Raw genomic sequence first — 26,201 nt, 5'->3', positions numbered from 1 at the left:
GTTCAACCCTTGCCATTCGCCTTCGTCGTTGCGAGGAGCAAACAGCGCCGCAACCTGCGCGGTTAGCCATGACGAGGTGAGCTTTGAATGCGTTCGGTTATTGCTGCGGTTGCTCTGTGTTTTTCAACCTGCCTGGCCTCGCCGTCCTTTGCGCAGGACGTGGTGATGCCTGAGCAGGCACCCACCCTCAGCTTCGAACGCGTCTTCGCCTCGCCCGGTCTCGATGGCCCCGCGCCGCGGCAGGTGAAACTTTCGCCCGATGGCCGCTACCTCACGCTGCTGCGCAATCGCGCTGACGACCGCGAGCGGTATGACCTGTGGGGCTATGACATTGAGACCCGCGAATGGCGGATGCTGGTGGATTCGGAGAAGCTCGGCAGCGGGCGTGAACTCTCCGAAGACGAGAAGATGCAGCGCGAGCGTGCCCGCGTCGGCAGCCTCAAGGGGATCATCGCCTACCAATGGGCCAGCGATGGCAGCGGCGTGCTGGTGCCGCTGGATGGCGACCTGTTCCTCGCCAAGCTTGATGGCACCATCACCAGGCTGACCGATACCGAGGGCACCGAACTCAATCCCAAGCTGTCAAGCAAGGGCGCTTACGTCAGCTTCGTGCGCGACCGGCGGCTATGGGTCGGCCCGGTGGGCGGCGAGGTCACCTCTATCACCCCGCAGGAAGGCGAAACCATCCGCTGGGGCGAAGCCGAATTCGTCGCGCAGGAGGAAATGGCGCGGCTTCAGGGCTATTGGTGGAGCCCGGATGACAGCCGGATCGTCGTGCAGCGCACCGATGAAGCCAGCGTCGGCATCGTCACCCGCGCGGCGATCGGCGCGAAGGGCACCAAGGTGTTCGATCAGCGCTACCCGGCAGCGGGCACCGACAATGCGGTGGTTGAGCTGTTCGTGATGAACCCCGATGGGTCCGGGCAGGTGAAGGTCGATCTCGGGCTCGATCTCGACATCTACGTTGCCCGCGTCGACTGGGCGCCGGATGGCAGCGCGATCTATGTCCAGCGGCAGGACCGTGCGCAGACGAGGATCGATATGCTGAAGGTCGATCCGGCCACCGGGGCGAGCACGATCTGGTTCACCGAAACCGCCGCGCGGCCCGATTACTGGGTTAACCTCAGCGACAACTACCGCTTCCTCAAGGATGGCAGCCTGTTTTGGTGGTCCGAGCGGGACGGCTACGGTCATTTCTACCGCTTCGACGGGCAAAGCTGGTTGCAGATCACCAGCGGGCTTGAGCCGATCACCGCGCTGGTCGGCGTGGACGAGGCGGCAGGCACCTTCACCTATCAGGCAACCACTGACGTTCTGACCCAGCAGATTTACCGCGCGCCGCTTGGCGGGCAGGGCGGTGCCCAGCTGCTGACCGATCCCGCCTTCACCAATAGCGCGAGCATGGATGGGGCGGGTAAGCTGCTCTATGTCACCCGCTCGAACCCGAACCAGCCGCCGCAGTCCTATCTGGCGACGCCGGACGGCAAGCAGGTCGCCTGGATCGAGGAGAACCGGGTCGAAGGGGCGCACCCCTACGCGCCCTACCTTGTCAGCCATGTGACGCCCGAATTCGGTACGATCGCGGCAGAGGACGGCACGCCGCTGCATTGGATGATGCTCAAGCCGACAATGGAGCCGGGCAAGCGCTACCCCGTGTTCTTCCAGCACTACGGCGGGCCGGGGCCGCAGACGGTGACGAAGGGCTGGGGCGGGGCACTCGCACAGTCGATCGTCGACAAGGGCTATATCTTTTTCCAGCTCGACAATCGCGGCTCGGCCAACCGGGGCGTCGATTTCGAACAGCCGCTCTACCGCGCGATGGGCGGGGCCGAGGTGCGCGACCAGAAGACGGGGGCGCAGTTCCTCAAAAGCCTCGATTTCGTCGATCCGGCCAAGGTCGCGATCTATGGCTGGTCTTTTGGTGGCTATATGACGCTGAAGCAGCTTGAGGCCGATCCGGGCCTCTACGCGGCGGGCATTTCCGGCGCGCCTGTGACGCGGTGGGAACTCTACGATACGCACTACACCGAGCGCTACATGGGCGATCCCCGCGAGGTGCCCGAAGCCTATGAAAAGGCCAGCGCCATCCCCGATGCGACCAAGATCAGCGATCCGCTGCTGCTGATCCACGGCATGGCGGACGACAATGTGGTGTTCGAAAACTCGTCGGAACTCATCAGCGTGCTCCAGGAAAGCAACACGCCGTTCGAGATGATGCTTTACCCCGGCTACACCCACCGCGTATCGGGCGAAAAGATCGGCCCGCATGTCTGGAACGCGATCATGCGCTTTCTTGCGGCGCACGGGGTGACACCGCCGGAATAGGTTTCGCGCAAAACATAGCTATTCGTCATGCTGAACTTGTTTCAGCATCCATCCCGCACCATAGAGCGTCCGCACGTGAGGCGCGATGGACCCTGAAACAAGTTCAGGGTGACGGGAAGGCCGAGTTGATCGTCAGGAGTTGGTATGGGTTACCGGGTGGCAGTGGTCGGCGCGACCGGCAATGTCGGGCGCGAGATGATGATGGTTCTCGCTGAGCGTGAGTTTCCGTGTGACGAAGTCGCAGCGGTTGCCTCGTCGCGGTCGGTCGGCACCGAGGTCGAATTCGGTGACACCGGCAAGATGCTCAAGTGCAGGAATATCGAGCATTTCGACTTCGCCGGCTGGGACATCGCTCTGTTCGCCGCAGGCTCCGGCCCGGCCAAAGAATATGCCCCCAAGGCGGCGGCGGCTGGCTGCATTGTGATCGACAATTCCTCGCTCTACCGCATGGACCCCGATGTGCCGCTGGTGGTGCCGGAAGTGAACCCCGACGCGATCGACGGCTATACTGCGCGCAACATCATCGCCAACCCCAACTGCTCGACCGCGCAGCTGGTGGTGGCGCTGAAGCCGCTCCACGATTTCGCCACGATCAAGCGCGTCGTCGTCTCGACCTATCAATCGGTCTCGGGTGCCGGCAAGGCGGGCATGGACGAGCTGTTCCAGCAGTCGCGCGCGATCTTCGTGGGCGATCCGGTCGAGCCGTCCAAGTTCACCAAGCAGATCGCCTTCAACGTCATACCGCACATCGACAGCTTCCTCGACGACGGTTCGACCAAGGAAGAATGGAAGATGGTGGTCGAGACCAAGAAGATCCTCGACCCCAAGATCAAGCTGAACGCCACCTGCGTGCGCGTGCCCGTGTTTGTCGGCCACTCGGAAGCGGTGAATATCGAATTCGAGAACGAAATCTCGGCCGAGCAAGCCATGGACATCCTGCGCGAAGCCCCCGGTGTGATGCTGATCGATAAGCGCGAGGATGGCGGCTACATCACCCCTGTCGAATGTGTCGGCGATGCAGCAACCTTCATCAGCCGCGTGCGCGAAGACCCGACGGTTGAGAACGGCATCACCCTGTGGTGCGTGTCGGATAACCTGCGCAAGGGCGCGGCTCTCAATGCCGTGCAGATCGCCGAGCTGCTCGGACGGCGGCATTTGAAGAAGGGGTAAGGCCGATGCGGGCTTCTTTCCTCGCGCTGGCTGGCGCGCTCGCTCTGGCAGGCTGCGACAGCGGCGATGTGCCGAGCCCGGCTGAACGTCAGCAGGGCGAGGCAGCGCCGGCTCCGGTTGAGGCCAACGCGGTCGAATTGCGCGGTGACGGGCTGTCGGCCGGTGCAGAGGCGTTCTACTTCGCTGCCGGTCAGCAAGAGGCCGAAACCGCGCTCGCCGCGGCGCTCGGCAAGCCGCTGCGTTCGGGCGAGAATGCCGAATGCGGGGCAGGGCCGATCACCTTCACCGACTTTGCGGGCGGCTTGACCGCGCATTTCCAGCAAGGCCGTCTGGTCGGTTGGAATTGGCACGCGCCGCAGGACGGCGATGCGCCGGCGACCGGCACGGTCAAGCTGCCGGGCAAGGTGCAGCTCGGCTCGGCCCGCGCGTTGATCGAGGCCGCGCCCGGGTTCAACAAGGTTGAGGGCAGCACCTTGGGCGAGGAATTCGCCCTTGGCAGCAACATCGGCGGCTTCATCAAGGGCGGTGTTGTCGAGATGCTCTATGCCGGGACGCAGTGCTTCTTCCGCTAGAGCGCCCTATTCGGACAAGGCTATCGGCCCAGCGGCGCGCCCCTTGTTCCCGCGCATCAGGAAGGCAAGCGGCGCGGCGGCCAGCGTGATCCACATCATCAGCCAGAAATCATCGACATAGGCAATCATCGCCGCCTGCCGATTCACCTCGGCATCAATCAGCGTGATCGCCGTATCGCCCATCGCCTGGAACCGGTCGATGGTCGAGAAATCCACGACGCTCCCCGTCGCTGCCGTCACATGCTGGCCGAGGTCCTCGTGGCTGGTCTGGATATTGCGGGCGAGGAGCACCGTCATCCACGCGATCCCCGCCGATGCGCCCAAGGAGCGGAACAGGTTGAGCAGGCTCGATCCGTCCGTCCGCATCGCCGGGCTGAGCGTGGCAAAGGCGCTCACCTGCAAGGGGATGAACACCAGCCCCATGCCAAGGCCTTGCAGCAACCCGCTGATGATCACATGCGCCTCGTCCACCTCAAGCGACCAATGCGCCATTTGCCACAGCGAGAAAGCGCAGATCAGGAATCCGCTCGCCACCACGGGCCGCGCGTCGATCCCCCGGCGCATCATCAGGCCGGAGAGTTGCATCGAGACAAGAATGCCCACCCCGCGCGGCATCAGCACGATCCCTGTGTCGATCACGCCATAGCCGAACAGGTTTTGCAGCATCGGCGGCAGCAGCGCCATGACTGCGAACATCACGATCCCGATTACCACCATGAACGATAGCGCAATCGCGAAATTGCGGTCGGCGAACAGCTTGCGTTCGAACATCGGGCCTGGTGCCTTGGCGAAGTGGATCACCACCATCCACGTCGCTGACAGAGTGAGGACGAGGTAGGTCCAGATCTCCGCCGACGCGAGCCAGTCTTCCTGCGCGCCGCGATCAAGCAAGAGCTGGAATGAAGCAAGCGCCACGGCGAGCAGCAGGAACCCGGTGATGTCGAAGCGCCGCTCGCGCTGCGGGCGTTTGGGCAGGTAGGCGATCAGGATTGCCAATGAGGCGATGCCGACCGGCAGGTTGACAAAGAACACCCAGCGCCAGTTCGCGGTCTCGGTCAGCCAGCCGCCGAGGATGGGCCCGAGGATCGGGCCGATCATGATCCCCATGCCCCAGATCGCCATGATCTGCGGGTGGCGACTGGGGCGCGTGGCATCGAGCATGAAGGACTGGCTCAAGGGTGCGATGAAGGCCCCCGCCATGCCTTGCAGCGCGCGGAAGGCGACCATCTCCTCAAGGTTCTGCGCCAGCCCGCATAGCATTGATGCGAGGATAAACCCCGCGACCGAGCCGATGAACAATCGCCGCGCCCCGATCCGGTCCGCCAGCCAGCCGGTGATCGGCAGGGCGACGGCCGAGGCGATGATGTAACTCGTCAGCACCCAAGTGATGGTGTCGACCGTCGCCCCCAATGAGCTTTGCATATGCGGCAGGGCAACATTGGCGATCGTGGTGTCGAGGATCTGGAGCAGCGATGCCGCCATGACCCCGACGATCATCAGCGGGTAGTTGCCCGTTTCCACCTCGGGCGCGTCCAGCGGGGCGCTTGGTCGGTCTTGGCCGATGCCAGCGGCAGGCTCGGCCCGGCTTGCCATGGCTCAGTTTCGAGCGCTTGTGTCGGTGAACACGGTGACTTCGCTCGAAAGCCCGGCGATCAGGCGGCGCGGGCTGGTGCCTTCCAGCGCGATCCGTACCGGCACGCGCTGCGTCACCTTCACCCAATTGCCGGTCGCATTCTGGGCCGGGAGCACGGAGAATTCGGCGCCCGTTCCCGCGCCAATCGCAGCCACGCGGCCTTTGAGCACCAGATCGGGATAGGCATCGAAACGCACCTCGGCGCGCTGGCCGACCGCCATGTCAGCCAGATCGGTCTCCTTGAAATTGGCTTCGACATAGGTCGATCCCTCCCGCACCAGCGTCAGCACGGGCAGGTTGGGAACGACCTGCTGGCCGACTTGCAAGCGGTCGGCCTGCGCGATGCGCCCTGCGGCAGGGCTGCGCACTTCGGTGCGGCGCAGGGCGAGCTCGGCATTGGCACGGCGGGCCTCGGCTGCGGCAACCTGCGGGTTGACGCCGGGCACGGCCGCTCCGGTGGCGAGCCGCGCGCGGGCTTCACGCTGGCGGTCCTCAGCCTGCCGCACCGCCTCGCGCGCCTGCACCACTGCTTGCTCTGCCGCCTCGTAATCGGCCTTGGTCGAGAAGCCCTTCTGCCTGAGCGCCGCGACCCGTTCGAACCGCGCTTCGGCAAAGGCGACATCGCTGCGCGCCGCTTCTATGTCTGTGCCGGTGAGTTCGGGCGCGTTGCTGAGCGCGATCACATTCGCCTGAGCACCGGCGATGGCGGCATTGGCTTCGGCGATCTGCAAGCGGAAGGGTTCGGGGTCGATCCGGAACAGGAGTTCGCCCGGCTTGACCACGGCACCGTCTGTCACCATCGCCTCGACAATCCGCCCGCCGACTTCGGCGCTGACCGCGACCATGTCTTGCTTGATATAGGCATTGTCGGTCGAGACCTTGCCCGAAAGGCTCTGCCAGTAGAGTAGCGCGCCTACGGCTAGCGCCAGTGGCACCACCAGCATCAGTGCCCAGCGGGCCCATGGCTTACGGGTTGGGGTAGGGGCTGCGGGAGCCTCGTTTACGCTGTCGCGCGCGATGGCGGGATCGGCTTCAGCCATGGGCGACCTCCGGTTGACGCGCGGCGGCAAGGTTGGTGGCGATCCGCTCGAGAAGATCGGCAAACACCGCTCGTTCGCCCGCATCGAACCCGGCGAGCATTTCCTCGAACAGCCCTTCTACGCTGACCCGCAGCCGAGTCACGATCCCGCGGCTCTTGTCAGTGAGATGAAGGATGCGCGCACGCCGGTCTGCCGGATCGCTGCGGCGTTCGATCCAGCCCGCCTCTTCCAGCCGGTCAACAATGCGGGTGAGGGTGATCGGCTCGATCTCCAGCCGCTCGGCATAGAAGGCCTGATTCTCGCCCGGATTGCGTTCGAGCGAGAGCAGCAACCGCGCCTGAGGGCCGGTAATGCCCAGCCCGCGCACCCGCTCGTCAAACAGGCGGCGCAGTTGGCGCGAATTGTCGGCGAGTCGGTAGCCGGTCTCGATACTCATGCGTGCACTTATAATAAGTGTGCTTACTATCTTCAAGCACCGGCTGGCCCCCTGCGCTGAACCGCGCTAGCAGGCGCGGCATGACGATCACGACTGACCAGTTCGCCAGCTTTGACGGCACCCGCCTTGCGATCCACACCGAGGGTGAGGGGCGCCCGGTCCTGCTGCTTCACGGGCTATTTTCCTCGGCCCAGATGAACTGGATCAAGTGGGGCCATGGCGCGCGGCTCGCTGCGGCCGGCTTCAAGGCGATCATGCTTGATTTCCGCGTCCACGGCCAAAGCGAGGCCCCGCGCGAGGCGAGCGCCTATCCTCCCGGCGTGCTCGTGCGCGATGTCGCCGCATTGGCCGAGCATCTCGGGCTGGAGCCGGGCGGGTTCGATCTGGTCGGCTTTTCGCTCGGCGCGCGCACCGCAATCCACGCGGTCGGTTACGGCATCCTCGAACCGCGCCGTCTGGCGATTTGCGGAATGGGGGTGGCAGGCCTGTCCGATTGGGAGCGGCGCGCGGACCACTTCAAGCGGGTGATTGACGAGTTCGACACGATCAAGCCCGGCGATCCGGCCTACACCGCGCGCACGTTCCTGAAGTCCCAAGGCGTCGACCGGGTCGCCGCGCGGCTGCTGCTGGATGCAATGGACGATTTCGATCTTGCCCGCCTTGCCGCCATTACCATGCCGACCGCTGTCATCTGCGGCGATGAGGATCAGGACAATGGCTCGGCCGAGGAGCTTGCCGCGCTGTTGTCTGATGCACGCTATATCGAGGTGCCCGGCACCCACCTCAACAGCGTGACCAAGCCTGACCTTGGCGAGGCGCTTGCGCGCTTCCTTGCGGCCTGACGCAGGCGGGTTGATTCCGGCTGCCGGGGCGTCCAAACCGCATGCCATTGTCACACGACTGACGGGAATCTGGACCATGAAAATTGCCGCCCCCCTGCTGCGCTGCTGCTGCGCTGCGCTCGCCATTGCCGTTGCCACGCCCTTGGCCGCGCAGGAGACCGCCGAACCTGCTGCTGCTGCTCAAGCGCTCACGCCTGCCGATGCCAGCGCGTGGATCGCCAAGGTCGAGTCCGAATTCGGCGCCTTCATCGTCGAATATTCGCGCGTCTCGTGGATCAACGCGACCTATCTCACCCACGATAGCGACGAGCTCGCCGCCAAGTATGGCGCGGAGCTGACGGTGAAGCAGGTCGGCTATGCGACCGAGGCAGCGCGCTATGCGAAGATCGAAGGCCTTGATGAAGAAACCCGGCGCAAGCTCGATATGCTGCGCATTGGCATCGCCCTGCCAGCACCGTCACGTCCCGGCGCGGCCGAGGAACTCAACGCCATCGCCACCCGTCTTGGCTCAGCCTATGGGCGCGGCAAGGGCACGCTGAATGGCCAGCCGATCAACGGTAGCGACATCGAGGCCGAGATGGGCAATCTCGAGCGCACGCCCGCAGAACTGAAGGAAATGTGGGCTAGCTGGCACGACAATGTCGGTGCGCCGATGCGGGAGGATTATTCCCGCATGACCGCGCTCGCCAACGAAGGCGCCAAGGAGCTGGGCTTTGCCGATTTCGGCGCGATGTGGCGTTCGGGCTATGACATGCCGCCCGAACAGTTCGCCGCCGAGACCGAGCGGATGTGGCAGGAGGTGAAGCCCCTCTACATCGCACTCCACACCTATGTGCGCCGCAAGCTCAACGAGCAATACGGCGACGCCGTCCAGCCGCGCACTGGCCCGATCCGCGCTGACCTGCTCGGCAATATGTGGGCGCAGGAATGGGGCAATATCTACCCCCTCGTCGCGCCCGCGGGTGCGGGCGACATCGGCTATGACCTGACCGATCTGATCGCCAAGAAGAACCTCGATGCTGTCGGGATGACGAAGGTGGGCGAGCAGTTCTTCTCCTCGCTGGGCTTTGCCCCGCTACCTGCCACCTTCTGGGAGCGCAGCCAGTTCACCAAGCCCGCTGACCGCGAAGTGGTGTGCCACGCTTCGGCTTGGGATATCGACAATGTCGATGATCTGCGCATCAAGATGTGCATCAAGCCCAACGCGGATGACTTCATCACGATCCACCACGAGCTTGGCCACAACTACTACCAGCGCGCCTATAACAAGCAGGACACGCTGCACCTGAACGGCGCTAATGACGGGTTCCACGAAGCGATCGGCGATATGATCGCGCTTTCGATCACGCCCGAATATCTGGTGCAGATCGACATGCTCGATCCCAAGGATGTCCCGAGCGCGGACAAGGACATCGGCCTGTTGCTGCGTCAGGCGATGGACAAGGTCGCGTTCCTGCCCTTCGGCCTGCTGCTTGATCGCTACCGCTGGGGGCTGTTCGACGGCTCGATTCCGGAAGCGGCGACCAACACTGGCTGGAACGATCTGCGGCGCGAATACCAGGGCGTTGTCCCGCCGGTCGAGCGCGATGCGGCCGGGTTTGATGCGGGCGCGAAGTATCACATTCCGGGTAACGTCTCCTACACCCGCTACTTCCTGGCGCGGTTGCTCCAGTTCCAGTTCTACAAGGCCGCCTGCGATACCGCCGGGTGGAAGGGGCCGCTTCACCGCTGCTCGATCTACGGCAACAAGGAGGTCGGCGCGAAGCTGAACGCGATGCTGGAGATGGGTGCGTCCAAGCCTTGGCCAGACGCGCTCGAAGCCTTCACCGGCGAACGCCAGATGAACGGCACCGCGATGGTCGAGTATTTCGCGCCGCTGATGAAATGGCTGGAAAAGCAGAACAAAGGCGAGAAGGCCGGCTGGTGATGCGGCGCGGGGGCGGATCACTCGCTGGGGCGGTGGCGCTTTTGGCGCTCGCCGGCTGTGCGCCGGTTGCCGAGGTTGAACAGGCTGGGGCGGCGGCTGCGATGCCGCCCACCCTGTTCGTCGCGGCCAAGCGCGGCAACACGCTGTCCAAGGTCGATCTGGCGACCGGCGAAGAAGTGCTGCGCCTGCCAAGCTGCACCAACCCCCACGAACTCGCGACGTCGCCGGATGGCCAGCACGTCGCGCTCGCCTGCTATGGCGGGACAAGCGTGGACGTGTTCCGCACCGACACGCTTGAACGGGTCAAGAGCATCGACCTCGGTGACAATGCGCGGCCGCACGGGATCGTCTGGCATGACAACGGCAACATCTTCGTCACAGCTGAAGGCCGACAATCGGTGTTCCACATTCTCGGCCCGCTGACCGGGGCCACGGTTCTGTTTGAATTCTCGACCGGCAAGCAGGGCAGCCATATGCTCGCCATCAGCCCAGATGCGCGCACGGCGTGGACCACCGACCTCGGCTCGCGCACGGTCACACGGGTCGATCTCTTCACCCGCCGCGCGCCGATTTCAGTCACGGTCGGTGAGGAGCCGGAGGGCATCGCGCTCAGCCCCGATGGCAAAACCCTCTGGGTGTCGGCACGCGGTTCCAATCAGGCCTTCGCGCTCGACCCGCTGACGATGGAGGTGCGCAAGACTGTTGCGACCGGCCGCTTCCCGCTGCGTATCGCGGTTCGTCCGCAAGGCGATGTCGCGGTGACCTCCGATCTTCAAGACGGCAGCCTCAGCGTCATCGATACGGCGACTGCAAAGGTGATCCGCACGATTCCCGTTTCCAGCCCCGCTGAAGCGCAGCAACGTTTTCAGGTGACAATCCTGTGGTCCGACGACGGCTCCAAAGTCTACGTTGCCGAGACGGCCAGCGACACTGTCGCCGAGGTTGATTACGCCAGCGGCAAAGTCCTGCGTCGCTTGAAAGTGGGCGAGGGCGGGGACGGGATGGCGATCCTGCCTTGAGGGTTCCCAAGCCTCTGATGGTTGTCGGCTGGCGTGAACTTGTCAGCCTGCCCGAGCTTGGGCTTGCGGGTATTCCCGCCAAGATTGACACCGGCGCGCGCACCTCTTCGCTCCACGGTCAGGTGCTCGAAGACTTCGTGAGGGATGGCGAGCGGTTCGTGCGCTTTGCCGTCGACTGGGACGGAACGCGGCATTTCTGCGAGGCGGTGCATGTCGACGTGCGCGGGATCACCAGCAGCAATGGCGATCAGCAGACCCGCTTTGTCATAAAGTCGCCGCTGACCATCGGTAATCTTACCTTCCGGGCGGAGATCAGCCTGGCAGACCGTTCCCAGATGCAATTCCCGATGCTGATCGGGCGCACCGCGCTCCGGCGGCGGATGGTGGTGGATAGTGGTCATTCGTGGCTGCAATCACCTGCGATAGCGCATATGGGGCGCATCCGCCGCTAAGTCGCCGGACACGAAAGGTACTTCATGAAAATCGCGATGCTGGCGCGCAACGCCAACCTCTATTCGCACCAGCGGCTCAAGCAGGCCGCCGAGGCGCGCGGCCATACGCTCGACATTCTCAACACCCTGCGCTGCACGGTGCACATCGCCAGCCACCGGCCCGAGGTCTATTACAACGGCGCGCCGATCGCCGCCTATGACGCGGTCATCCCGCGCATCGGCGCCTCGATCACGAACTACGGCCTCGCGATCCTGCGCCAGTTTGAGATGCGCGGCATCTGGTCGCTGAATGAAAGCGTGGCGATTGGCCGCAGCCGCGACAAGCTTCGCAGCTTGCAGATCCTCGCCAAGCATGGCCTGGGCCTGCCGCTCACCGCCTATGCCAATGATCCCAAGCAGGCCGAGGAGATCATCAAGGCCGTCAATGGCCCGCCGGTGGTGATCAAGCTGATCGAGGGGACGCAGGGCATCGGCGTGGTGCTGGCCGAGACGATGAGCAGCGCCAAGTCGGTGATCGAGGCGTTCCGCGGGGCCAACGTGAACATCCTCGTGCAGGAATTCATCAAGGAAGCCGGCGGCACCGACATCCGCGCGCTGGTGGTGGGCGGCAAGGTGGTCGCCGCGATGAAGCGCACCGGTGCGCCCGACGAATTCCGCTCGAACCTCCACCGCGGCGGCAGCGCTCAGGTCATCAAGATCACCCCCGAGGAACGCTCGACCGCTGTGCGCGCGGCCAAGCGCATGGGCCTGAACGTCTGCGGGGTCGATATGCTCCGCAGCAATCACGGCCCGGTGATCATGGAGGTCAATTCCTCCCCTGGTCTCGAAGGGATCGAAAGCGCGACGGGCAAAGACATCGCCGGCCAGATCATCGATTTCATCGCCGCTAATGCCAAAGGCGGGGCGACGAAGACCAAGGGGCGGGGGTAAAGCGGGGTCGTTTTGACTGAGATTTACCTCATTCGCCACGGTGAAACCGAGTGGAATGCCGCTGGACGCTTTCAGGGCCGACTCGACTCACCATTGACGGACAAGGGCTTCGCGCAGGCAATGGCCTGTGGGAGAGCAATTGCGCACATCGGCGTGAGGCCCGATCGCTTTCTGTCGAGCCCTCTGGGGCGAACGCGAGAGACTGCATACGCGATAGCTGCCGGTGCCGAGCTTCCGAGTGTCGAGTTTGATGCAAGGCTTGCGGAAGTATCCTTGGGTTCATGGGATGGCCTGACGATGGTCGACATTGACCATCAGTGGCCGGGATTGTTAGACGGCTCGACCCCATTTGATTGGTTCTTCAGGTCTCCCGATGGCGAAATTTTTGAGGCTGCTCGGGCACGCACGAAATCGCTTCTGGATGAGATAGAAGGCATTGCCGTGATCGTTTCGCACGGCTTGATTGGTCGGATTATCCGAGGGATCTATGCCAATCTGTCGATGGCCGAGGCGTTGGCCCTGCCGGTCCCGCAAAATGTCATTTGGCATCTTCGCGACCAAAGGATCGATGCGATTCATGTCGGCTAGCGGTTTGCTCACGTATAAGATGCTTGGCCTGGATCGCTAGCTGGAAGGAAAGCCACCCGGGAGCTACGCGTTGCGCGCCATCAGTCCGCCGTCGACCGGGATTGCGACTCCGGTGATGTAGCTTGCCGCCGGAAGCACCAGTGACAGCGTCATATGCGCGACTTCCTCCGGCTCGCCATAGCGGCGGAGAGCGGTGCGGCGCTTGGCGAAGATCAACTTGTGCTCCTCGGCCACCGCATCGGTCATCGCGGTGCGGATCGGGCCGGGGCAGATGCAATTGACCGTGATGCCTTCCGGGCCAAGATCGACTGCCAACCCGCGCGTCAGTCCGATCACACCGGTCTTGGCCGCGACATAGGGCGTATCGCCGGGGGTCGCGCCAAGGCCTTCGGTCGAGGCGATGTTCACAATCCGCGCTGCGTCGCTCTGCCTGAGCCACGGCAGCGCGGCGCGCACCATCTGCTGATGCGCGGTGAGCATCACGGCCAGCGCGGTCGCCCAGATGTCCTCATAAGCGGGGTCATCCAGCGCGCAAAAGCTCGAGACGCCGGCATTGTTCACCAGAATGTCGATCCGGCCAAAATCTGCCGCGATTTGCGCGACAGTGCGGACGATGGCGTCCCGATCCGCCAGATCAAGCGCATAGGGACGTGCGGCGGGCCCGCACTCCCCCACCACAGCAGCGCAGGCAGCCAGGTCGAGGTCGACCACTGCCACATGCGCGCCTTCGGCAGCGAACAGCCGCGCCGTCGCGCGTCCCATACCGCTGGCAGCGCCCGTGATAATGGCAACGCGCCCGGCAATTGATCGCGACAGGCAGGGGCTAGACATGGGGGCTCTCCGCAAGTTTTGGTTTGGCCAAGGCTAGCCGAAGCCTCCCGCCCAGTCACCTTGACGATCCGCCTTCATGCAATGCCGATTTTGCCGCGCAACTGACGAATTGTTCCAAGCCCTGCCGCCGCAAACCCGCTATCATGGAATGCGGATCGCTGTGTGCCTGATGGAGAGAAATTGCATGACCACACGTTACCGCCTGTCATTGTCGGCCTTGGCATTGACTGGACTCGCGCTCGTTTCCGCGGTTCCGGCTGCGGCACAGGACCGGAGCGTGGCGACGCGCCTCGACAAGGAGGGCCTCAAATACGAGGTCGACAAGGACGGCGATTACAAGCTGTTGTTCGATTACAGCGACGAGGGGCGCACTCAGATCGTGTTCGTCTCGGGCGCCACGCAGACTGTAAGCGGCTTGACTATCCGCGAAATCTTCGCGCCAGCAGCCCGGGTTGAGGAAGATAAGGTTACCGGTAGCAAGGCGCTCGTGCTCTTGGAAGATTCGAGCACCAACAAGGTCGGCAGCTGGGAAATTCGCGGCAACGTGCTCTATTTCGTGATCAAGGTGCCCGAAAGCCTGACCTCGACCGAGCTTGGCGCGCTGGCCAAGATTGCGGCCGAATCCGCCGACAACAAGGAAATCGAACTGACCGGCGGCGGGGACGAACTGTAGGCGGGTATTGGCGAGCCGCCGCTCCCTTGCGGAACGGCGGCCCGGTGCTTTTTAACGGAACGGCGGTTCGTTGAAGGCGCGCAGCTTGCGGCTGTGCAGCCGGTCGCCTTCGTCGCGGAGCATGGCGCAGGCGACAATGCCGATCTGCAAGTGGGCCGCGATGGCTTCCTCGTAGAATTTGTTCGCCTGACCCGGCAGCTTGATTTCGCCATGCAGCGGCTTGTCCGAGACGCATAGCAGCGTCCCGTACGGCACCCGGAAGCGGTAGCCCTGGGTGGCGATGGTGGCGCTCTCCATGTCGATCGCGATCGCGCGGCTTTGCGAGAAGCGCTTGGCCGAGGACGAATAACGCAGCTCCCAGTTGCGGTCGTCGGTGGTGACGACCGTGCCGGTACGCATCCGCTGTTTCAGGTTCGCACCCTGCACGCCCGCCACGCTTTCGGCCGCCGCTGCCATAGCCTGCTGCACTTCGGCAATCGGCGGGATCGGTACTTCGGGCGGGAGCACCGGATCAAGCACGTGATCATCGCGCAGGTAGGCATGGGCGAGCACAAAATCGCCGATCTTCTGGGTGGAGCGAAGCCCGCCGCAGTGGCCGATCATCATCCATGCGTGCGGACGCAGCACCGCGAGGTGATCGCAGATCGTCTTGGCGTTGGACGGGCCGACGCCGATATTGACCAGCGTAATCCCGCGCCCGTCTTCACGGATCAGGTGATAGGCGGGCATCTGGTGCTTGCGCCAGGCGGTATCGTTGAGTTGATCCTGCGCGTGCGGGGTTGCCACACGAATGTCGAGCCCGGCCGCACCGGTGAGCGCAACATAGCCGTCCTGACCGATCTGCTGCGCACCCCAGTTCACGAACTCATCGACATAGCGGTGATAGTTGGTGAACAGGATGAAGTCCTGAAAGTCGCTGACTTCGCTGCCCGTATAATGCTTGAGCCGCGCCAGTGAGTAATCGGTGCGCAGCCCATCGAACAACGACAGCGGCATATCGTGATCGCCATCGAACTCAATCCCGTCGGCCAGCTCGTCGCCGATCAAAGCCAGATCGGTCGAGGGGAAATACGCGGCAATATCCTGCGCCGCGATGCCGACCATTGCGGCACCGGCCTCGCCATCGAGGACATAGGGGAAGGGGATTTCCTGACGCGAGCGTTCGACCGTGACGTCGATCTCGTATTCCGCTGCGATCAGCTGGAGCTGTTCGGTGAGGTATTCGGCAAAGCGGTCAGGCCGGGTGACGGTTGTGGAGTAGGTTCCCGGCATCTCCAACCGCCCGAACGCGCGGCTGCGATCGAATTGGGCGCCGACCCCGGCATAGCGCAAGGTGATCTGGGGATAGGCATAGCTGCCGTCAGTGCGCTTCGACGGGGCCGGCAAGGTGCCGTCGCGCCCGAAAGCGATCACATCATCGCGCAAGCAGCGCACCGCCTCGTCATAATGCTGCCGCAACTGGGTGAGGATGGTCGGAATGTCGATCATGGCAGTTGTTCTGCTCCTTTCTTGTTATCGTTGTGCGACAGAACCTTTGCTTGAGACATGGTCTGTTTACAAGAAGGGCGCGGGGATCATGCCGATCCCCGCGCCCGTTCTTTGCATCATGTGGGCCGGAAAGGCCGCGCGTGTCAGTCTTCGTCGTCGCCGTCGAACAGCTCGGCCGGGATTTCACCCGGTTCGAGGTTGGTGTCGATGCGGGTGGCATCGGCCTGTTCTTCGATTTCACGCTGTTCGTCTTCGAACATCGCGGCGAGCACGTCCACGCCTTCGCTCTGCAGCTTGGCTTCGTCGTCCGAGCGGGCCACGTTGGCCTTCACGGTGACGCGCACTTCCGGGTGCAGGGCGACGGTCACATTGTGCATGCCGATGTTCTTGATCGGCGCGCCAAGGATGACCATGCGCTTATCAACGTCGTGGCCCTGATCGGCAAGACCGGCGACGATGTCGCGCACGCTCACCGAACCATAGAGCTGGCCAGCGTTCGAAGCGGCGCGGATCAGCACCACTTCTGCGCCTGCCACCTTTTCGCCCTGCGCTTCAGCAGCGGAGCGACGCTCGGCGTTCTCGGTGACCAGCCGCTCACGGTTGGCTTCGAACACCTTGCGGTTGCTGTCGTTGGCGCGAAGGGCCTTCTTCTGCGGCAGCAGGAAGTTGCGCGCGTAGCCGTCCTTCACGGTAACAACGTCACCGATCGAGCCGAGCTTTTCGATGCGCTCAAGGAGAATGATATCCATTTCGTCTTCTCCTCTTACTTCACGATGAAGGGAAGCAGGCCGATCTGACGGGCGCGCTTGATCGCCTGAGCCAGTTCACGCTGCTTCTTCGCCGAAACGGCGGTGATGCGCGAAGGCACGATCTTGCCACGCTCGGACATGAAGCCCTGCAACAGGCGCACGTCCTTGTAATCGATCTTGGGGGCATCCTTGGCCGCGAACGGGCAGGACTTGCGGCGGCGGAAAAACGGGCGGGCCATCAGTCGCGCTCCTCACGTGCGTCGCGACGCTTACGCTCGCGCTCGTTCTTGCGCATCATCACGCTGGGGCCTTCCTCGTGCTCTTCCACGCGGATGGTCATGTAGCGGATGACGTCTTCGTTGATACGGGTCTGGCGTTCGAGTTCTGCCACAACCGAGCCGGGGGCTTCGATGTTGAGCAGCACGAAATGCGCCTTGCGGTTACGCTCGATCTTGTAGGCGAGCGACTTCAGGCCCCAGGTTTCGGTCTTGGTGACCTTGCCGTTGCCGGCCTCGACGATTTCGGTAGCTTGCGCTGCCAGCGCGTCAACCTGAGCTTGGCTCAGATCCTGACGCGCGAGAAAGACGTGCTCGTACAGAGCCATCTCGCGTCCTTTCACTCCATGCCGATCGCTGGCTTATCCGTTCCGGTTGAACGGGGCCCCTCCGGCTTTCTTCAAACAATCGCCGGGCGGTTCCCATGCGAAGGGGCGGCCCTTACAGCTTTCAGGCGCAATTGCAAGACTTGCTGCGCGGGAACCGGACGGGCAGGCGGGCGGTTCACGTTGCATGATTCGCAAAAGGGATTGAATATGCCGTCAGGTCTGGTTGCACTGCTGGATGATATTTCGGTGATCGCCAAGGCGGCATCGGCCTCGATCGACGATGTAGCGGTCGCTGCGGGGCGTGCAGGCACCAAGACTGCAGGCGTGGTGATTGACGATGCTGCGGTGACGCCCAGCTACGTTACCGGCCTCAGCCCGGCGCGCGAACTGCCGATCATCTGGAAGATCACCAAGGGATCGCTGAAGAACAAGCTGGTCTTCCTGCTCCCTGCGGCTTTGCTGCTGTCCGAGTTCCTGCCGGCTGCCATCGTCTGGCTGCTGCTGCTGGGCGGCTCCTTCCTTGCTTACGAAGGCGCCGAGAAGGTGATGGAGAAGCTCGGCTTCGGCCAGCATGGCGAGACGCTGGAGGACGAGATCACCGATCCCGTTGCCTTCGAGAACGAGCGCGTGGGCGGGGCGATCCGCACCGACTTCATCCTCTCGGCCGAAATCATGGCGATTGCCCTCAACGAAGTCGCGACGGAATCGCTGGTCATGCGCGGCGCCGTGCTCGCGCTGGTCGCGGTGGCGGTGACGGTGGCGGTCTATGGCGCGGTGGGGCTGATCGTAAAGCTTGACGATATCGGGCTGCACCTCACCAAGCAGGCGAGCAAGGCCGCGCAAAGCTTCGGGCGCTTCCTGCTGAGGTTCGTCCCCAAGCTGCTGGTCACGCTGTCGATCGTCGGCACGGTGGCGATGTTGTGGGTCGGCGGGCACATCATTGTCGACAGCCTGCACAAGCTGGGCTGGGATGGGCTCTATGGTCCGATCCATGCCGCTGAGCACGCGGTTCACGAAATGGCAGGCGCAGCTGGCGGTGTGCTGGGCTGGCTGACGGCGACGGCGATGTCGGCAGTGGTCGGGCTTGTGCTGGGCAGCGTCATCGCCTTCGTCCTGCACAAAGTGCTGGGTGTGGGCGCGGACAAGGCACACTAAGCCCGCCAGCATGACCACACCTGTTCTTTACACCTGCGCCCGTTCACGCGGATTGCGCGCCACTTGGGCCGCAGAGGAAGCGGGGGTTGCGCTCGATCTCAAGATCCTGCCGTTCCCCCCGCGCTACCTCGCACCCGAGTTCATGGCTCTGAACCCGCTGGGCACGGTGCCGCTGCTGGTGGATGGCGACACGCGGATGACGGAGAGCTGCGCGATCGCTCATTATCTCGGCACCCGCGAAGGTTATACTGATCTCTCTATTGCGCCCGGGGAGCAGGATTACGGCGCCTACTGCGACTACACCTACCACGCCGACGCGACGATCACCTTCCCGCAGACGGTCTATATGCGGTTCGCGATCTTCGAGAAGGACAAGGGCCTCGCCGAGGCAGGCGTCGCTTATGCGAAGTGGTTCCACAAACGGTTGGTCAAGGTCGAGCAGCGACTTGAGGGCCGCGAATTCCTGTGCGCGGACCGCTTCACGGTCGCTGATATCTGCGTCGGCTATGCGTTGATCCTTGCCGAGAGCGTGGGTCTGGACGAGGGTGTCCCCGAGAGCCTCAAGGCCTATCGCGCCCGGCTGACGGCGCGGGAAGCCTACCAACGGGCATTTGCGCGCGAAGAAGAAGGGCGCTTAGCGCTCGCCTCCTAGGCCCCTCTCACGCAGCGATGGCGCGTTCTATCCAGTCCCGCGTGTCGGGGATCACGGCTTCAACCTGCGGCAGATCATTCACGCACAGGAATTTGAACTGCGGCGAGAGCGCGCGGGCGAGATAGGCGCGGACCTGCGGCAGCGGGTAATCCAGCACCGCGCCGGTGCGCAGGTGGAGATGATCCTCAGCCGACTGCACCACCGCTTCGGCCGCCGCAATGCAGGCATGGTTGTGCAAACCTTGCGGCAGAAACTGCGACACGCACCGGAACCGGTGGTCGATATTGGCGAGGAAGGCCGGGTGGTGCTGGTCATACAACCGCGCCAGCACCGACCGGCGCATCGGGTGGACGACATGCGCCGCCCGGAACATCCGCTCTGCGCCAAAGCCCGCCAGATTTGCGGCATTGATCTGGGTCAGGGCATTGAGCAGCGCCGGATCATCGCGACTGGCGGGATCGGCGGCAATCTCGCGCTGATCGACCCACGCCCCGCGTAGCACCGGCGCATCGTCACAAAACACGTCGCCCGGGGCCAGCGGCCCGGTCAGGAAGACATCATCATTGAAATAAACGAAGCGTTCGGCAAGCCCGGGGATGCGCCACAGCAGGGTTTCAATCGCCATCGAGTTGAAGGTCGGCAACGCGCTTTCGTGACCGGCGAACAAGATGGAATGATCGACAATCGCAATGCGCTCGGTCAATTCGGCGGGCAGGGCGGAGAGATCGGGCGTCTGCGCGTCACTGATGATCCAGATCCGTGCGATCCACGGCGCATGATTGGCGATCGAGCGCAGGCAATAGCTCAGCTCGTCATTGCAGGCCCAGCGGTGCGGGTTGACGGCATTGGCGTTACGCGGCGCCTGCGGCTGATAGTGTTGGCGCTTGGCGCTGTGCACCGGGTCGTCACCATCGACCCAAGTGATAACCGCGTCGATCCGCGCGGCGCTATTGAAACTGTGCATTTGTCCGGTCCGGGCAAGCGTTTGGTCTGCCACGATAGAACAGGACGGGCGGCGCAGTGACGCGCAAGGGCGCACATGTCAATCTTAAGGCAGGACAATGTCACAGCTTGCTATGCCCGAACCGCCGAAATCCGGGCTTGGCGCTGTCGCCTGGGTTCAAGCCGCCTGATCGGGCGTAACCGGCCTTGCCGATAGTTCGCGCCGCAACAACTTCCCGATAGGATCGCGCGGAAGTTGTTCCACGAACTCAATGTAGCGCGGGCGCTTGTAGCCCGCGATCTGGCCCTTGAAGCGGTCAGTGATGTCCTCGCGGGTGAGGGTCTGGCCGGGCTTTAGCACCACGAAGGCTTTCACCGCCTCGCCCCACTGCTTGTCGGGTACGCCGCAGCAACCAGCGTCGGCGACTTCGGGCATGGCGGCGAAGATGGCGTCGACCTCGGCCGGATAGACGTTCTCGCCGCCCGTCTTGATCAACTCCTTGGCGCGGCCAAGCAGGTAGCCGCGCCCGAGTTCGTCCATCGTGCCCAAGTCTCCGGTGCGCAGCCAGCCGTGGCCGAGCGCGGCCTCACTCGCCTCAGGATTGTGCCAGTAGCCGAGCATGACCGAAGGGCCGCGCAGGCACAGCTCGCCTTCCTTGCCGGGTTGCAGGTGGTTGCCCTCGGAATCGAGCACGCTCATCGTCACATGTGGCAAGGTCCAGCCGATTGAGCGGGGGGCCTCCAACATGTCGGCGTAATCAACAAAGGTGGCAAAGCCGCAGATTTCGGTCTGGCCGTAGCCGCCGACCACGCGGGCGTCCCACTCGCGCTCGATGAAGTCATACATCTGCGGGCGACCCATGCCTGCACCCCCCGTGTAATTTGTGAGCGGCATCACGCTATTGCGGATCGGCTCCATGCCCTGCCACGGGAAACAGATCGTCGGGAAGGCGCTGGTGGTGGTGCAGCCTTCGCGGTGGAGCAGATCAAGGATCGCGGCGTTGCTATCATCGCGGCCCGCGAACACGCTGGTGCCCCCGCAGGCGAGCATGGCGGCGAATTGCTGCATCCCGACCACATGGAACAGCGGATTAACCGAGAGCAGCACCTCGGTATGGCCAAAGCCGCGATGCTGCGCAAAGCCGAGCGCGGATGCGGCAACCGCGCTGCCCGCTTGCAGGCACCCCTTGGGCCGCCCGGTCGTGCCGCTGGTGTACATCATGTAAAGCGGGCGATCTGGAGCCAAGTTGAGGCCAAGATCTTGTGGGTGTTGGATTGGCCTGAGAGCGTTTCCAACAACGCTTTCAAAAAAACCGTCGCCCGCGTGTATTTCATCAACTTGCTGCACTTCACCCGCCTCAGCCTCGGACAAAAGGCTGGAAAAGCGGGGGTTCACGAAGGTCATGGCGGGCTCGGCATTGCCGCAGATCCATGCGATTTCGGCAGGGGCCAGCCGCCAGTTGAGCAGCACGGCAATGGCCCCGATCCGCCCCGCCGCCAGCAGCGTGGTGACGAACGGTGCGCCGTCGGTCAGCAGCAACGCGATCCGGTCTCCCGGCCCGATCCCGCGCGCCAGTAGCCAACGCGCGAGGTTGGTGACGCGCGCATCCAGCTCGGCCCAGGTCAGGCGTTGGTCGCCATCGACCGTCGCTAACCTGTGAGCATGGCGCGCGGCGCAATTCGCCAGCAGCGTATCGAGGCTGAAATCGCGGGGGTGCATCATCGCGATGCTAGCGCTGCGCAGACCCTTCAGCCATCAGCGATTTTGGGTATGGGTCTCAGCCAGGTCGAGGTGGCAGCGGGAGCAGACGCGGTTGGGCCAGGGAACCACGAACACGCCCCGGAAGAACGCGTTCTTGCCGCAGCGGGGGCAATTGAACCGCAGCATCGGGGCGTTGGTGATCAGCAGCAGCAGGATTGCTGCGGCAAAGGCGATGTTGGAGTGGCCGTAAAGCCGATCGACCGTCACCACCAGCAGCACGCCGAAGCCGACCACGCCCAGCATCCGCCAGGCATGACGCGCTGCACGAACATAAAGGCTCAAGCCAGGCGGGTGAGGATCGATCGGGCGAACTCCGTCAGCGTGTCGTCCCGCGCGCCCATCACCACGATCCGGTCACCGGGCCGGGCGAGGGCGACGATCTGGTCGGCGCAGTCGTCGCGGAGCGAGATGTATTCGGCCTCACCGCCGTTGACCGATATAAGCTCCGTGATCCGCTCGCTGCCCACGCTGCGATCCACGGTGCCGCCGAAATAGACCGGATCGCACATGATCGTGATGTCATCGGGCGAAAGCTCGCGCGCAAAAGTCTGGGCGAGCTGCTCGCCCATCTGGCGCAAGGGGCCGTAACCGTGGGGTTGAAAAAACGCGATTACCCGGCCCGGTGTAGCCTTCAGCGTGCGCAAAGTGGCGGCGCATTTCTCAGGGTTATGGCCGAAATCGTCGATGACGGTCACGCCCGAGGCCGAGGTGCCGATCACGTCGAACCGCCGCGCCAGACCTGCAAAGCTGCGCAGGGCGAAGGCGGCATGCGCGATATCGATCCCCGCCGCACTGGCTGCCGCAATCGCCGCCAGAGCATTCGAGAGGTTGTGCAGTCCCGGCATCGGCACACTTAACGCAAAGGTCTCGCGCCGACGGTTTTCGATCAGCACGGCCTCGATACCCCGGTCGGTCTGGGCGATTGTGTCCGGATCGACCGTCAGGTCGGCATCGCGCGACCTGACGCCGAAGGTGACCGCCGCGTTCGCCCGGCTGGCGAGATTCCCGGCCTCCGCGCTGTCGAGGTTGATCACGGCCATGCCGGAAGCGCCAAGATAGTCGCCGAACAGCACCCGCAATTCCTCAATGCTCTTGTGATCAAGACTGACGTTGAGCAGCACGCCCACGCTGGGGCGGTAGAGCGCGATTGACCCGTCGCTCTCGTCCACTTCGCTGACGAACAGATCGCGCGATCCGATCCGGGCGCTGGCGAATGGGTTCGTTGGCGAGATGAAGTTCTTCATCACCGCGCCGTTCATCACCGTCGGATCACGGCCCGCCTCGCTGAAGATCCAGGCGATCATCCCGGTGACGGTCGACTTGCCCGAAGTGCCTGCCACTGCGACCGAGAAATCGGCGGCGTTGAACAGGCGCGAGAGCAGTTCGGCGCGGCTCAACCGCTCGCATCCCAGCGCTTTTGCGCGGGCGACTTCGGGCACGGTATCCTCAATCGCGGCGGAGGCGACGAGCACTTGATCAGGCGAGGTCACCCCGCTCCCGTCCTGCGGGAACAGGGCAATGCCATTGGCCTCCATCCACGCGAACTTATCAGGGGTGCGCCCTTGATCACGGCTGCGGTCAGAGCCTGCTACAGGCAAGCCGAGACCCTGCGCAATCTGCGCCAGCGGCAGCATTCCGGACCCGCCGATGCCGCAGAAGAACAGCGGGCGCCCTGTGAGCGTCCCAGCCTTGATCCCGTTATCCATATGGGGCGTGGTTATTGGCTTGCGCGCCCCCTGACAAGCGCCATAGGCTATGTGCCATGACGAATATCGCCATCTGCGCCCCGGCTACGCCGATCACCCGCGAGCAACAGGCCGCGCTCGAAGAGCTGGTCTCCGCCGAATTCCCCGGGCACCGCGTCACCTTTCACGATCAGTGCTTTGAGCGCGCCGGTCATTTTGCCGGCGATGATCTGAGGCGCCTGACCGCGCTGCTCGACTGCGCCAATGATCCGGCCTTCGATGTCGTCTGGTTTGCCAAGGGCGGTTACGGCTCGAACCGCATCGCCGAGGCGGCGGTGGCGCAGATGAATGCAGCGGCGCGGGCCAAGACTTTCGTCGGTTTCTCCGACTGCGGCTACCTTCTCGCGGCGCTTTACCGGGCGGGGATCGGGCAGAGTGTTCATGGTTCGATGCCAGTCAGCGCGCGTTCGGAAGGCGGGCGCGAGGCGATCCGCCGGGTGCTCAAATGGCTCGGCGGGGATACCAGCGGGGTCGAGCCGAGCCTTGACGGCACCACGCCTGCCGCAGCCTTCAACCTCATCACGCTGGCGATGATTGCCGGCACGCCGCTGATGCCCGATCTGACCGGCCATGTGGTGATGGTCGAGGAAGTGGCCGAACATCTTTACGCAATCGACCGGATGTTCTTCCATCTTGCCGGAACGCTCCCGCGCCTTGCCGGGCTGCGTCTGGGATCGGTGACCGATGTGCCCGAAAACTACGTCGAATTCGGTCAGAGCGAAGAAGACATCGCTCGCTTCTGGTGCGACCGGGCGGGCATTCCTTACCTTGGCCGCGCGCTGATCGGCCATACATCTGCCAACAGGGTTGTTCCCTTCGGTCTTGCCAGTCCGCCCTCGCGGACGTAACGGCGCGCCCCAAAACTCATAAAGAGGGTCGTCGATGCGCGCGTTCATTTTTCCGGGGCAGGGCAGTCAGAAAGTCGGCATGGGAGCAGACCTTGCCAATGCCAGCGCGGCCGCGCGCGAGGTCTTTGGCGAAGTGGACGAGGCGCTGAAGCAAAACCTATCGAAGCTGATGCGCGAAGGGCCCGAAGATCGGCTGACTCTGACCGAGAACGCGCAACCCGCGATCATGGCCAATGCCATCGCCACTCTCAGGGTGCTGGAGCGCGACTTCGGGGTGAAGCTGCTCGCGACGGCGAATTGCGTCGCGGGCCATTCGCTTGGCGAATACACTGCGCTGGCCAGCATCGGCGCCTTCAGCCTTGCCGATACCGCGCGCCTCCTCAAGCTGCGTGGCTGGGCGATGCAGGCAGCGGTGCCGGTGGGCGAGGGGACGATGGCCGTGCTTCTGGGCGCGGATATCGATCAGGCCAAGGCGCTTGCCGAAGCCGCCGCGCAGGGTGAGGTCTGTGAAGTCGCCAATGACAATGACCCCTCGCAGGTCGTGCTGTCCGGCCACACCGCAGCGATTGAACGGGCGGTGGCGCTGGTCAAGGAGCATGGGATCAAGCGCGGCATGATCCTCAATGTGTCGGCCCCGTTCCATTCCTCGCTGATGGCACCCGCCGCCGCGCGGATGGCCGAGGCGCTGGCCGAAATGCGTCCGCAGGCCTTCACCCTGCCGCTCTACGCCAATGTCACTGCTGCCGCGGTTACTGACCCCGATGCCGAACGCGCGCTGCTGGTCGAACAGGTCACCGGCCGTGTGCGTTGGCGCGAAAGCGTGCTTGCCATGCGCGCGGATGGGGTGGAAAGCTTTGTGGAGTTGGGCGGAAAGGTGGTCGGGCCGATGGTCAGCCGGACCGACAAGGAAGCACAGGTGACGAGCCTCGTGACGATGGCCGATCTTGAGGCCTTTGCGAAGGAGATGGTGTGATGTTCTCACTCAAAGGCATGAACGCGCTGGTCACTGGCGCTGCTGGGGGCATCGGTTCGGCAATCGCACACGCGCTCGCTTCGCAGGGCGCGCGGCTTGCATTGTCGGGCTCGAACTCGGCAAAGCTGCGCGCTTTCCGTGACGAACTCAACGAAGCCTATCCCCACCACGACCACGATGGCCATGTCGAGATCACTTGCGATCTGGGTAACACGACGCAGGTCGAGGAGCTGATCCCGGCGATGCTGGATACGCTCGGGACGATGGACATTCTCGTCAACAATGCCGGCATCACCCGCGACAATCTCGGGATGCGGATGAAGGATGATGAATGGGATCAGGTCATCCGCATCAACCTCGAAGCCGGCTTCCGCCTGATGCGCGCGAGTGCCAAGCCAATGATGAAGGCGCGGTTCGGGCGGATCATCAACATCACCAGCGTGGTGGGTGCGACCGGCAATCCGGGCCAGATGAACTATTGCGCCGCCAAGGCGGGGCTGACCGGCATGACCAAGGCGTTTGCGCAGGAAGTGGCGAGCCGCGGGATCACCGCCAACTGCGTCGCCCCCGGCTTTATCCGCACCGCCATGACCGCCGCGCTCGATGAAAAGCAGCAGGCCGCGATCAATGGCCGCATTCCGATGGGCCGGATGGGCGAAGGCGCGGAAATCGGCGCTGCGGTCGCTTTCCTCGCCAGCCGTGAGGCCGCCTATGTCACAGGCGAGACGCTGCACGTGAACGGCGGAATGGCGATGCTGGGATAGGGGGCGGGGGCTTCTGCCCTGCCTTATCCCCAGCGGAGTCGCCCCTCGCAAAGCCGCCAACTTGCCCGTAGTGTTGCCTGC

General features: G+C 63.8%; 27 protein-coding genes. 15 read left to right on the top strand and 12 right to left on the bottom strand.

All coding sequences use genetic code 11. The annotated features are described in order from the left end of the window. Positions 1-87 precede the first annotated feature (87 nt). The 3 genes from GRI59_RS10830 to GRI59_RS10820 all read left to right on the top strand — a co-directional run bounded on the left by GRI59_RS10830 (position 88) and on the right by GRI59_RS10820 (position 4,067). Positions 88-2,325 (top strand): S9 family peptidase, encoded by a 2,238-nt coding sequence (locus GRI59_RS10830; protein ID WP_160761176.1) that lies wholly within the window; start codon positions 88-90, stop codon positions 2,323-2,325. Between the two features lie 144 nt (positions 2,326-2,469). Continuing rightward, on the top strand, positions 2,470-3,495 hold the full coding sequence (locus GRI59_RS10825; protein WP_160761175.1) for an aspartate-semialdehyde dehydrogenase: 1,026 nt from the start codon (positions 2,470-2,472) through the stop codon (positions 3,493-3,495). 5 nt (positions 3,496-3,500) lie between these two features. Further along, a complete protein-coding gene (locus GRI59_RS10820; protein ID WP_160761174.1) occupies positions 3,501-4,067 on the top strand; it encodes an aspartate-semialdehyde dehydrogenase in 567 nt (188 codons plus the stop codon). Between the two features lie 6 nt (positions 4,068-4,073). On the opposite strand, the gene GRI59_RS10815 is transcribed toward GRI59_RS10820, so the two are convergent. From GRI59_RS10815 to GRI59_RS10805, 3 genes are read right to left on the bottom strand one after another with little or no spacing between them, the layout of a single operon-like run. After that, a complete protein-coding gene (locus GRI59_RS10815) occupies positions 4,074-5,660 on the bottom strand; it encodes an MDR family MFS transporter (RefSeq protein WP_160761173.1) in 1,587 nt (528 codons plus the stop codon). Positions 5,661-5,663: 3 nt separating this feature from the next. Further along, positions 5,664-6,740, bottom strand: a complete 1,077-nt coding sequence (locus tag GRI59_RS10810) for an HlyD family secretion protein (RefSeq protein ID WP_160761172.1) — start codon at positions 6,738-6,740, stop codon at positions 5,664-5,666. Beyond that, entirely contained in the window at positions 6,733-7,176 is a 444-nt protein-coding gene (locus GRI59_RS10805) for a MarR family winged helix-turn-helix transcriptional regulator (protein ID WP_160761171.1), read from the bottom strand. Before GRI59_RS10805 ends, GRI59_RS10810 begins: the two co-directional genes overlap by 8 nt. 80 nt (positions 7,177-7,256) lie before the next feature. Here GRI59_RS10805 and GRI59_RS10800 point away from each other — a divergent pair, with 80 nt between their 5' ends. The 6 genes from GRI59_RS10800 (at position 7,257) to GRI59_RS10775 (ending at position 12,934) form a co-directional block, all read left to right on the top strand. After that, positions 7,257-8,018: an alpha/beta fold hydrolase gene (locus GRI59_RS10800; protein WP_160761170.1), complete on the top strand. Its 762-nt coding sequence runs from the start codon at positions 7,257-7,259 to the stop codon at positions 8,016-8,018. Between the two features lie 76 nt (positions 8,019-8,094). Next, positions 8,095-9,945 carry a M2 family metallopeptidase gene (locus GRI59_RS10795; RefSeq protein ID WP_160761169.1) on the top strand — a complete coding sequence of 617 codons (1,851 nt, stop codon included), beginning with the start codon at positions 8,095-8,097 and terminating at the stop codon, positions 9,943-9,945. Next, positions 9,945-10,964 (top strand): YVTN family beta-propeller repeat protein, encoded by a 1,020-nt coding sequence (locus tag GRI59_RS10790; protein WP_160761632.1) that lies wholly within the window; start codon positions 9,945-9,947, stop codon positions 10,962-10,964. Before GRI59_RS10795 ends, GRI59_RS10790 begins: the two co-directional genes overlap by 1 nt. A gap of 17 nt (positions 10,965-10,981) precedes the next feature. Continuing rightward, entirely contained in the window at positions 10,982-11,416 is a 435-nt protein-coding gene (locus GRI59_RS10785; protein WP_160761168.1) for an ATP-dependent zinc protease family protein, read from the top strand. Between the two features lie 24 nt (positions 11,417-11,440). Beyond that, entirely contained in the window at positions 11,441-12,346 is a 906-nt protein-coding gene (gene rimK / locus GRI59_RS10780) for a 30S ribosomal protein S6--L-glutamate ligase (protein ID WP_160761167.1), read from the top strand. 12 nt (positions 12,347-12,358) lie between these two features. Continuing rightward, positions 12,359-12,934, top strand: coding sequence for a histidine phosphatase family protein (locus tag GRI59_RS10775; protein WP_160761166.1), 576 nt, complete (start codon positions 12,359-12,361; stop codon positions 12,932-12,934). Between the two features lie 63 nt (positions 12,935-12,997). Here GRI59_RS10775 and GRI59_RS10770 read toward each other — a convergent pair whose 3' ends face one another. Next, positions 12,998-13,765 carry an SDR family NAD(P)-dependent oxidoreductase gene (locus tag GRI59_RS10770; protein WP_160761165.1) on the bottom strand — a complete coding sequence of 256 codons (768 nt, stop codon included), beginning with the start codon at positions 13,763-13,765 and terminating at the stop codon, positions 12,998-13,000. A gap of 184 nt (positions 13,766-13,949) precedes the next feature. Here GRI59_RS10770 and GRI59_RS10765 point away from each other — a divergent pair, with 184 nt between their 5' ends. Then, positions 13,950-14,438, top strand: coding sequence for a hypothetical protein (locus GRI59_RS10765; RefSeq protein ID WP_160761164.1), 489 nt, complete (start codon positions 13,950-13,952; stop codon positions 14,436-14,438). A gap of 51 nt (positions 14,439-14,489) precedes the next feature. On the opposite strand, the gene GRI59_RS10760 is transcribed toward GRI59_RS10765, so the two are convergent. The 4 genes from GRI59_RS10760 to rpsF all read right to left on the bottom strand — a co-directional run bounded on the left by GRI59_RS10760 (position 14,490) and on the right by rpsF (position 17,279). Next, the gene (locus tag GRI59_RS10760; protein WP_160761163.1) at positions 14,490-15,926 is read right to left on the bottom strand and encodes an AMP nucleosidase; all 1,437 of its coding nucleotides are present in this window, start codon (positions 15,924-15,926) and stop codon (positions 14,490-14,492) included. 143 nt (positions 15,927-16,069) lie between these two features. After that, complete coding sequence (rplI, locus tag GRI59_RS10755; protein WP_160761162.1) at positions 16,070-16,675, bottom strand: 50S ribosomal protein L9; 606 nt, start codon at positions 16,673-16,675, stop codon at positions 16,070-16,072. 14 nt (positions 16,676-16,689) lie between these two features. After that, on the bottom strand, positions 16,690-16,914 hold the full coding sequence (gene rpsR, locus GRI59_RS10750) for a 30S ribosomal protein S18 (RefSeq protein WP_017665523.1): 225 nt from the start codon (positions 16,912-16,914) through the stop codon (positions 16,690-16,692). Further along, positions 16,914-17,279, bottom strand: coding sequence for a 30S ribosomal protein S6 (gene rpsF / locus GRI59_RS10745; protein WP_160761161.1), 366 nt, complete (start codon positions 17,277-17,279; stop codon positions 16,914-16,916). Before rpsF ends, rpsR begins: the two co-directional genes overlap by 1 nt. Positions 17,280-17,486: 207 nt before the next feature. On the opposite strand from rpsF, the gene GRI59_RS10740 reads away from it, so the two are divergent. Then, positions 17,487-18,434 (top strand): DUF808 domain-containing protein, encoded by a 948-nt coding sequence (locus GRI59_RS10740; protein WP_160761160.1) that lies wholly within the window; start codon positions 17,487-17,489, stop codon positions 18,432-18,434. A gap of 10 nt (positions 18,435-18,444) precedes the next feature. Further along, entirely contained in the window at positions 18,445-19,086 is a 642-nt protein-coding gene (locus GRI59_RS10735; RefSeq protein ID WP_160761159.1) for a glutathione S-transferase family protein, read from the top strand. A 7-nt stretch (positions 19,087-19,093) separates the two neighbouring features. On the opposite strand, the gene GRI59_RS10730 is transcribed toward GRI59_RS10735, so the two are convergent. The 4 genes from GRI59_RS10730 to GRI59_RS10715 all read right to left on the bottom strand — a co-directional run bounded on the left by GRI59_RS10730 (position 19,094) and on the right by GRI59_RS10715 (position 23,496). Further along, positions 19,094-20,050 carry a stealth family protein gene (locus tag GRI59_RS10730; RefSeq protein WP_160761158.1) on the bottom strand — a complete coding sequence of 319 codons (957 nt, stop codon included), beginning with the start codon at positions 20,048-20,050 and terminating at the stop codon, positions 19,094-19,096. A 156-nt stretch (positions 20,051-20,206) separates the two neighbouring features. Continuing rightward, a complete protein-coding gene (locus tag GRI59_RS10725) occupies positions 20,207-21,751 on the bottom strand; it encodes a class I adenylate-forming enzyme family protein (protein ID WP_160761157.1) in 1,545 nt (514 codons plus the stop codon). 33 nt (positions 21,752-21,784) lie between these two features. Further along, positions 21,785-22,072 carry a hypothetical protein gene (locus tag GRI59_RS10720; RefSeq protein ID WP_237440777.1) on the bottom strand — a complete coding sequence of 96 codons (288 nt, stop codon included), beginning with the start codon at positions 22,070-22,072 and terminating at the stop codon, positions 21,785-21,787. Then, on the bottom strand, positions 22,069-23,496 hold the full coding sequence (locus tag GRI59_RS10715) for a glutamate ligase domain-containing protein (RefSeq protein ID WP_160761156.1): 1,428 nt from the start codon (positions 23,494-23,496) through the stop codon (positions 22,069-22,071). Before GRI59_RS10715 ends, GRI59_RS10720 begins: the two co-directional genes overlap by 4 nt. A gap of 56 nt (positions 23,497-23,552) precedes the next feature. Here GRI59_RS10715 and GRI59_RS10710 point away from each other — a divergent pair, with 56 nt between their 5' ends. Genes GRI59_RS10710 through fabG form a run of 3 tightly spaced genes read left to right on the top strand, consistent with a single transcriptional unit; the run spans position 23,553 to position 26,120 of the window. Further along, positions 23,553-24,383, top strand: coding sequence for an LD-carboxypeptidase (locus tag GRI59_RS10710; RefSeq protein ID WP_160761155.1), 831 nt, complete (start codon positions 23,553-23,555; stop codon positions 24,381-24,383). Between the two features lie 34 nt (positions 24,384-24,417). Further along, positions 24,418-25,356: an ACP S-malonyltransferase gene (gene fabD, locus GRI59_RS10705; protein WP_160761154.1), complete on the top strand. Its 939-nt coding sequence runs from the start codon at positions 24,418-24,420 to the stop codon at positions 25,354-25,356. After that, a complete protein-coding gene (fabG, locus tag GRI59_RS10700) occupies positions 25,356-26,120 on the top strand; it encodes a 3-oxoacyl-[acyl-carrier-protein] reductase (protein ID WP_160761153.1) in 765 nt (254 codons plus the stop codon). Before fabD ends, fabG begins: the two co-directional genes overlap by 1 nt. Positions 26,121-26,201: the final 81 nt, after the last annotated feature.

Source organism: Erythrobacter ramosus (assembly GCF_009828055.1).
Taxonomy (GTDB): Bacteria; Pseudomonadota; Alphaproteobacteria; order Sphingomonadales; family Sphingomonadaceae; genus Erythrobacter; species Erythrobacter ramosus.
The sequence above is the reverse complement of the archived record's forward strand: the minus strand, read 5'-3'. Positions and strand labels throughout refer to the sequence as shown.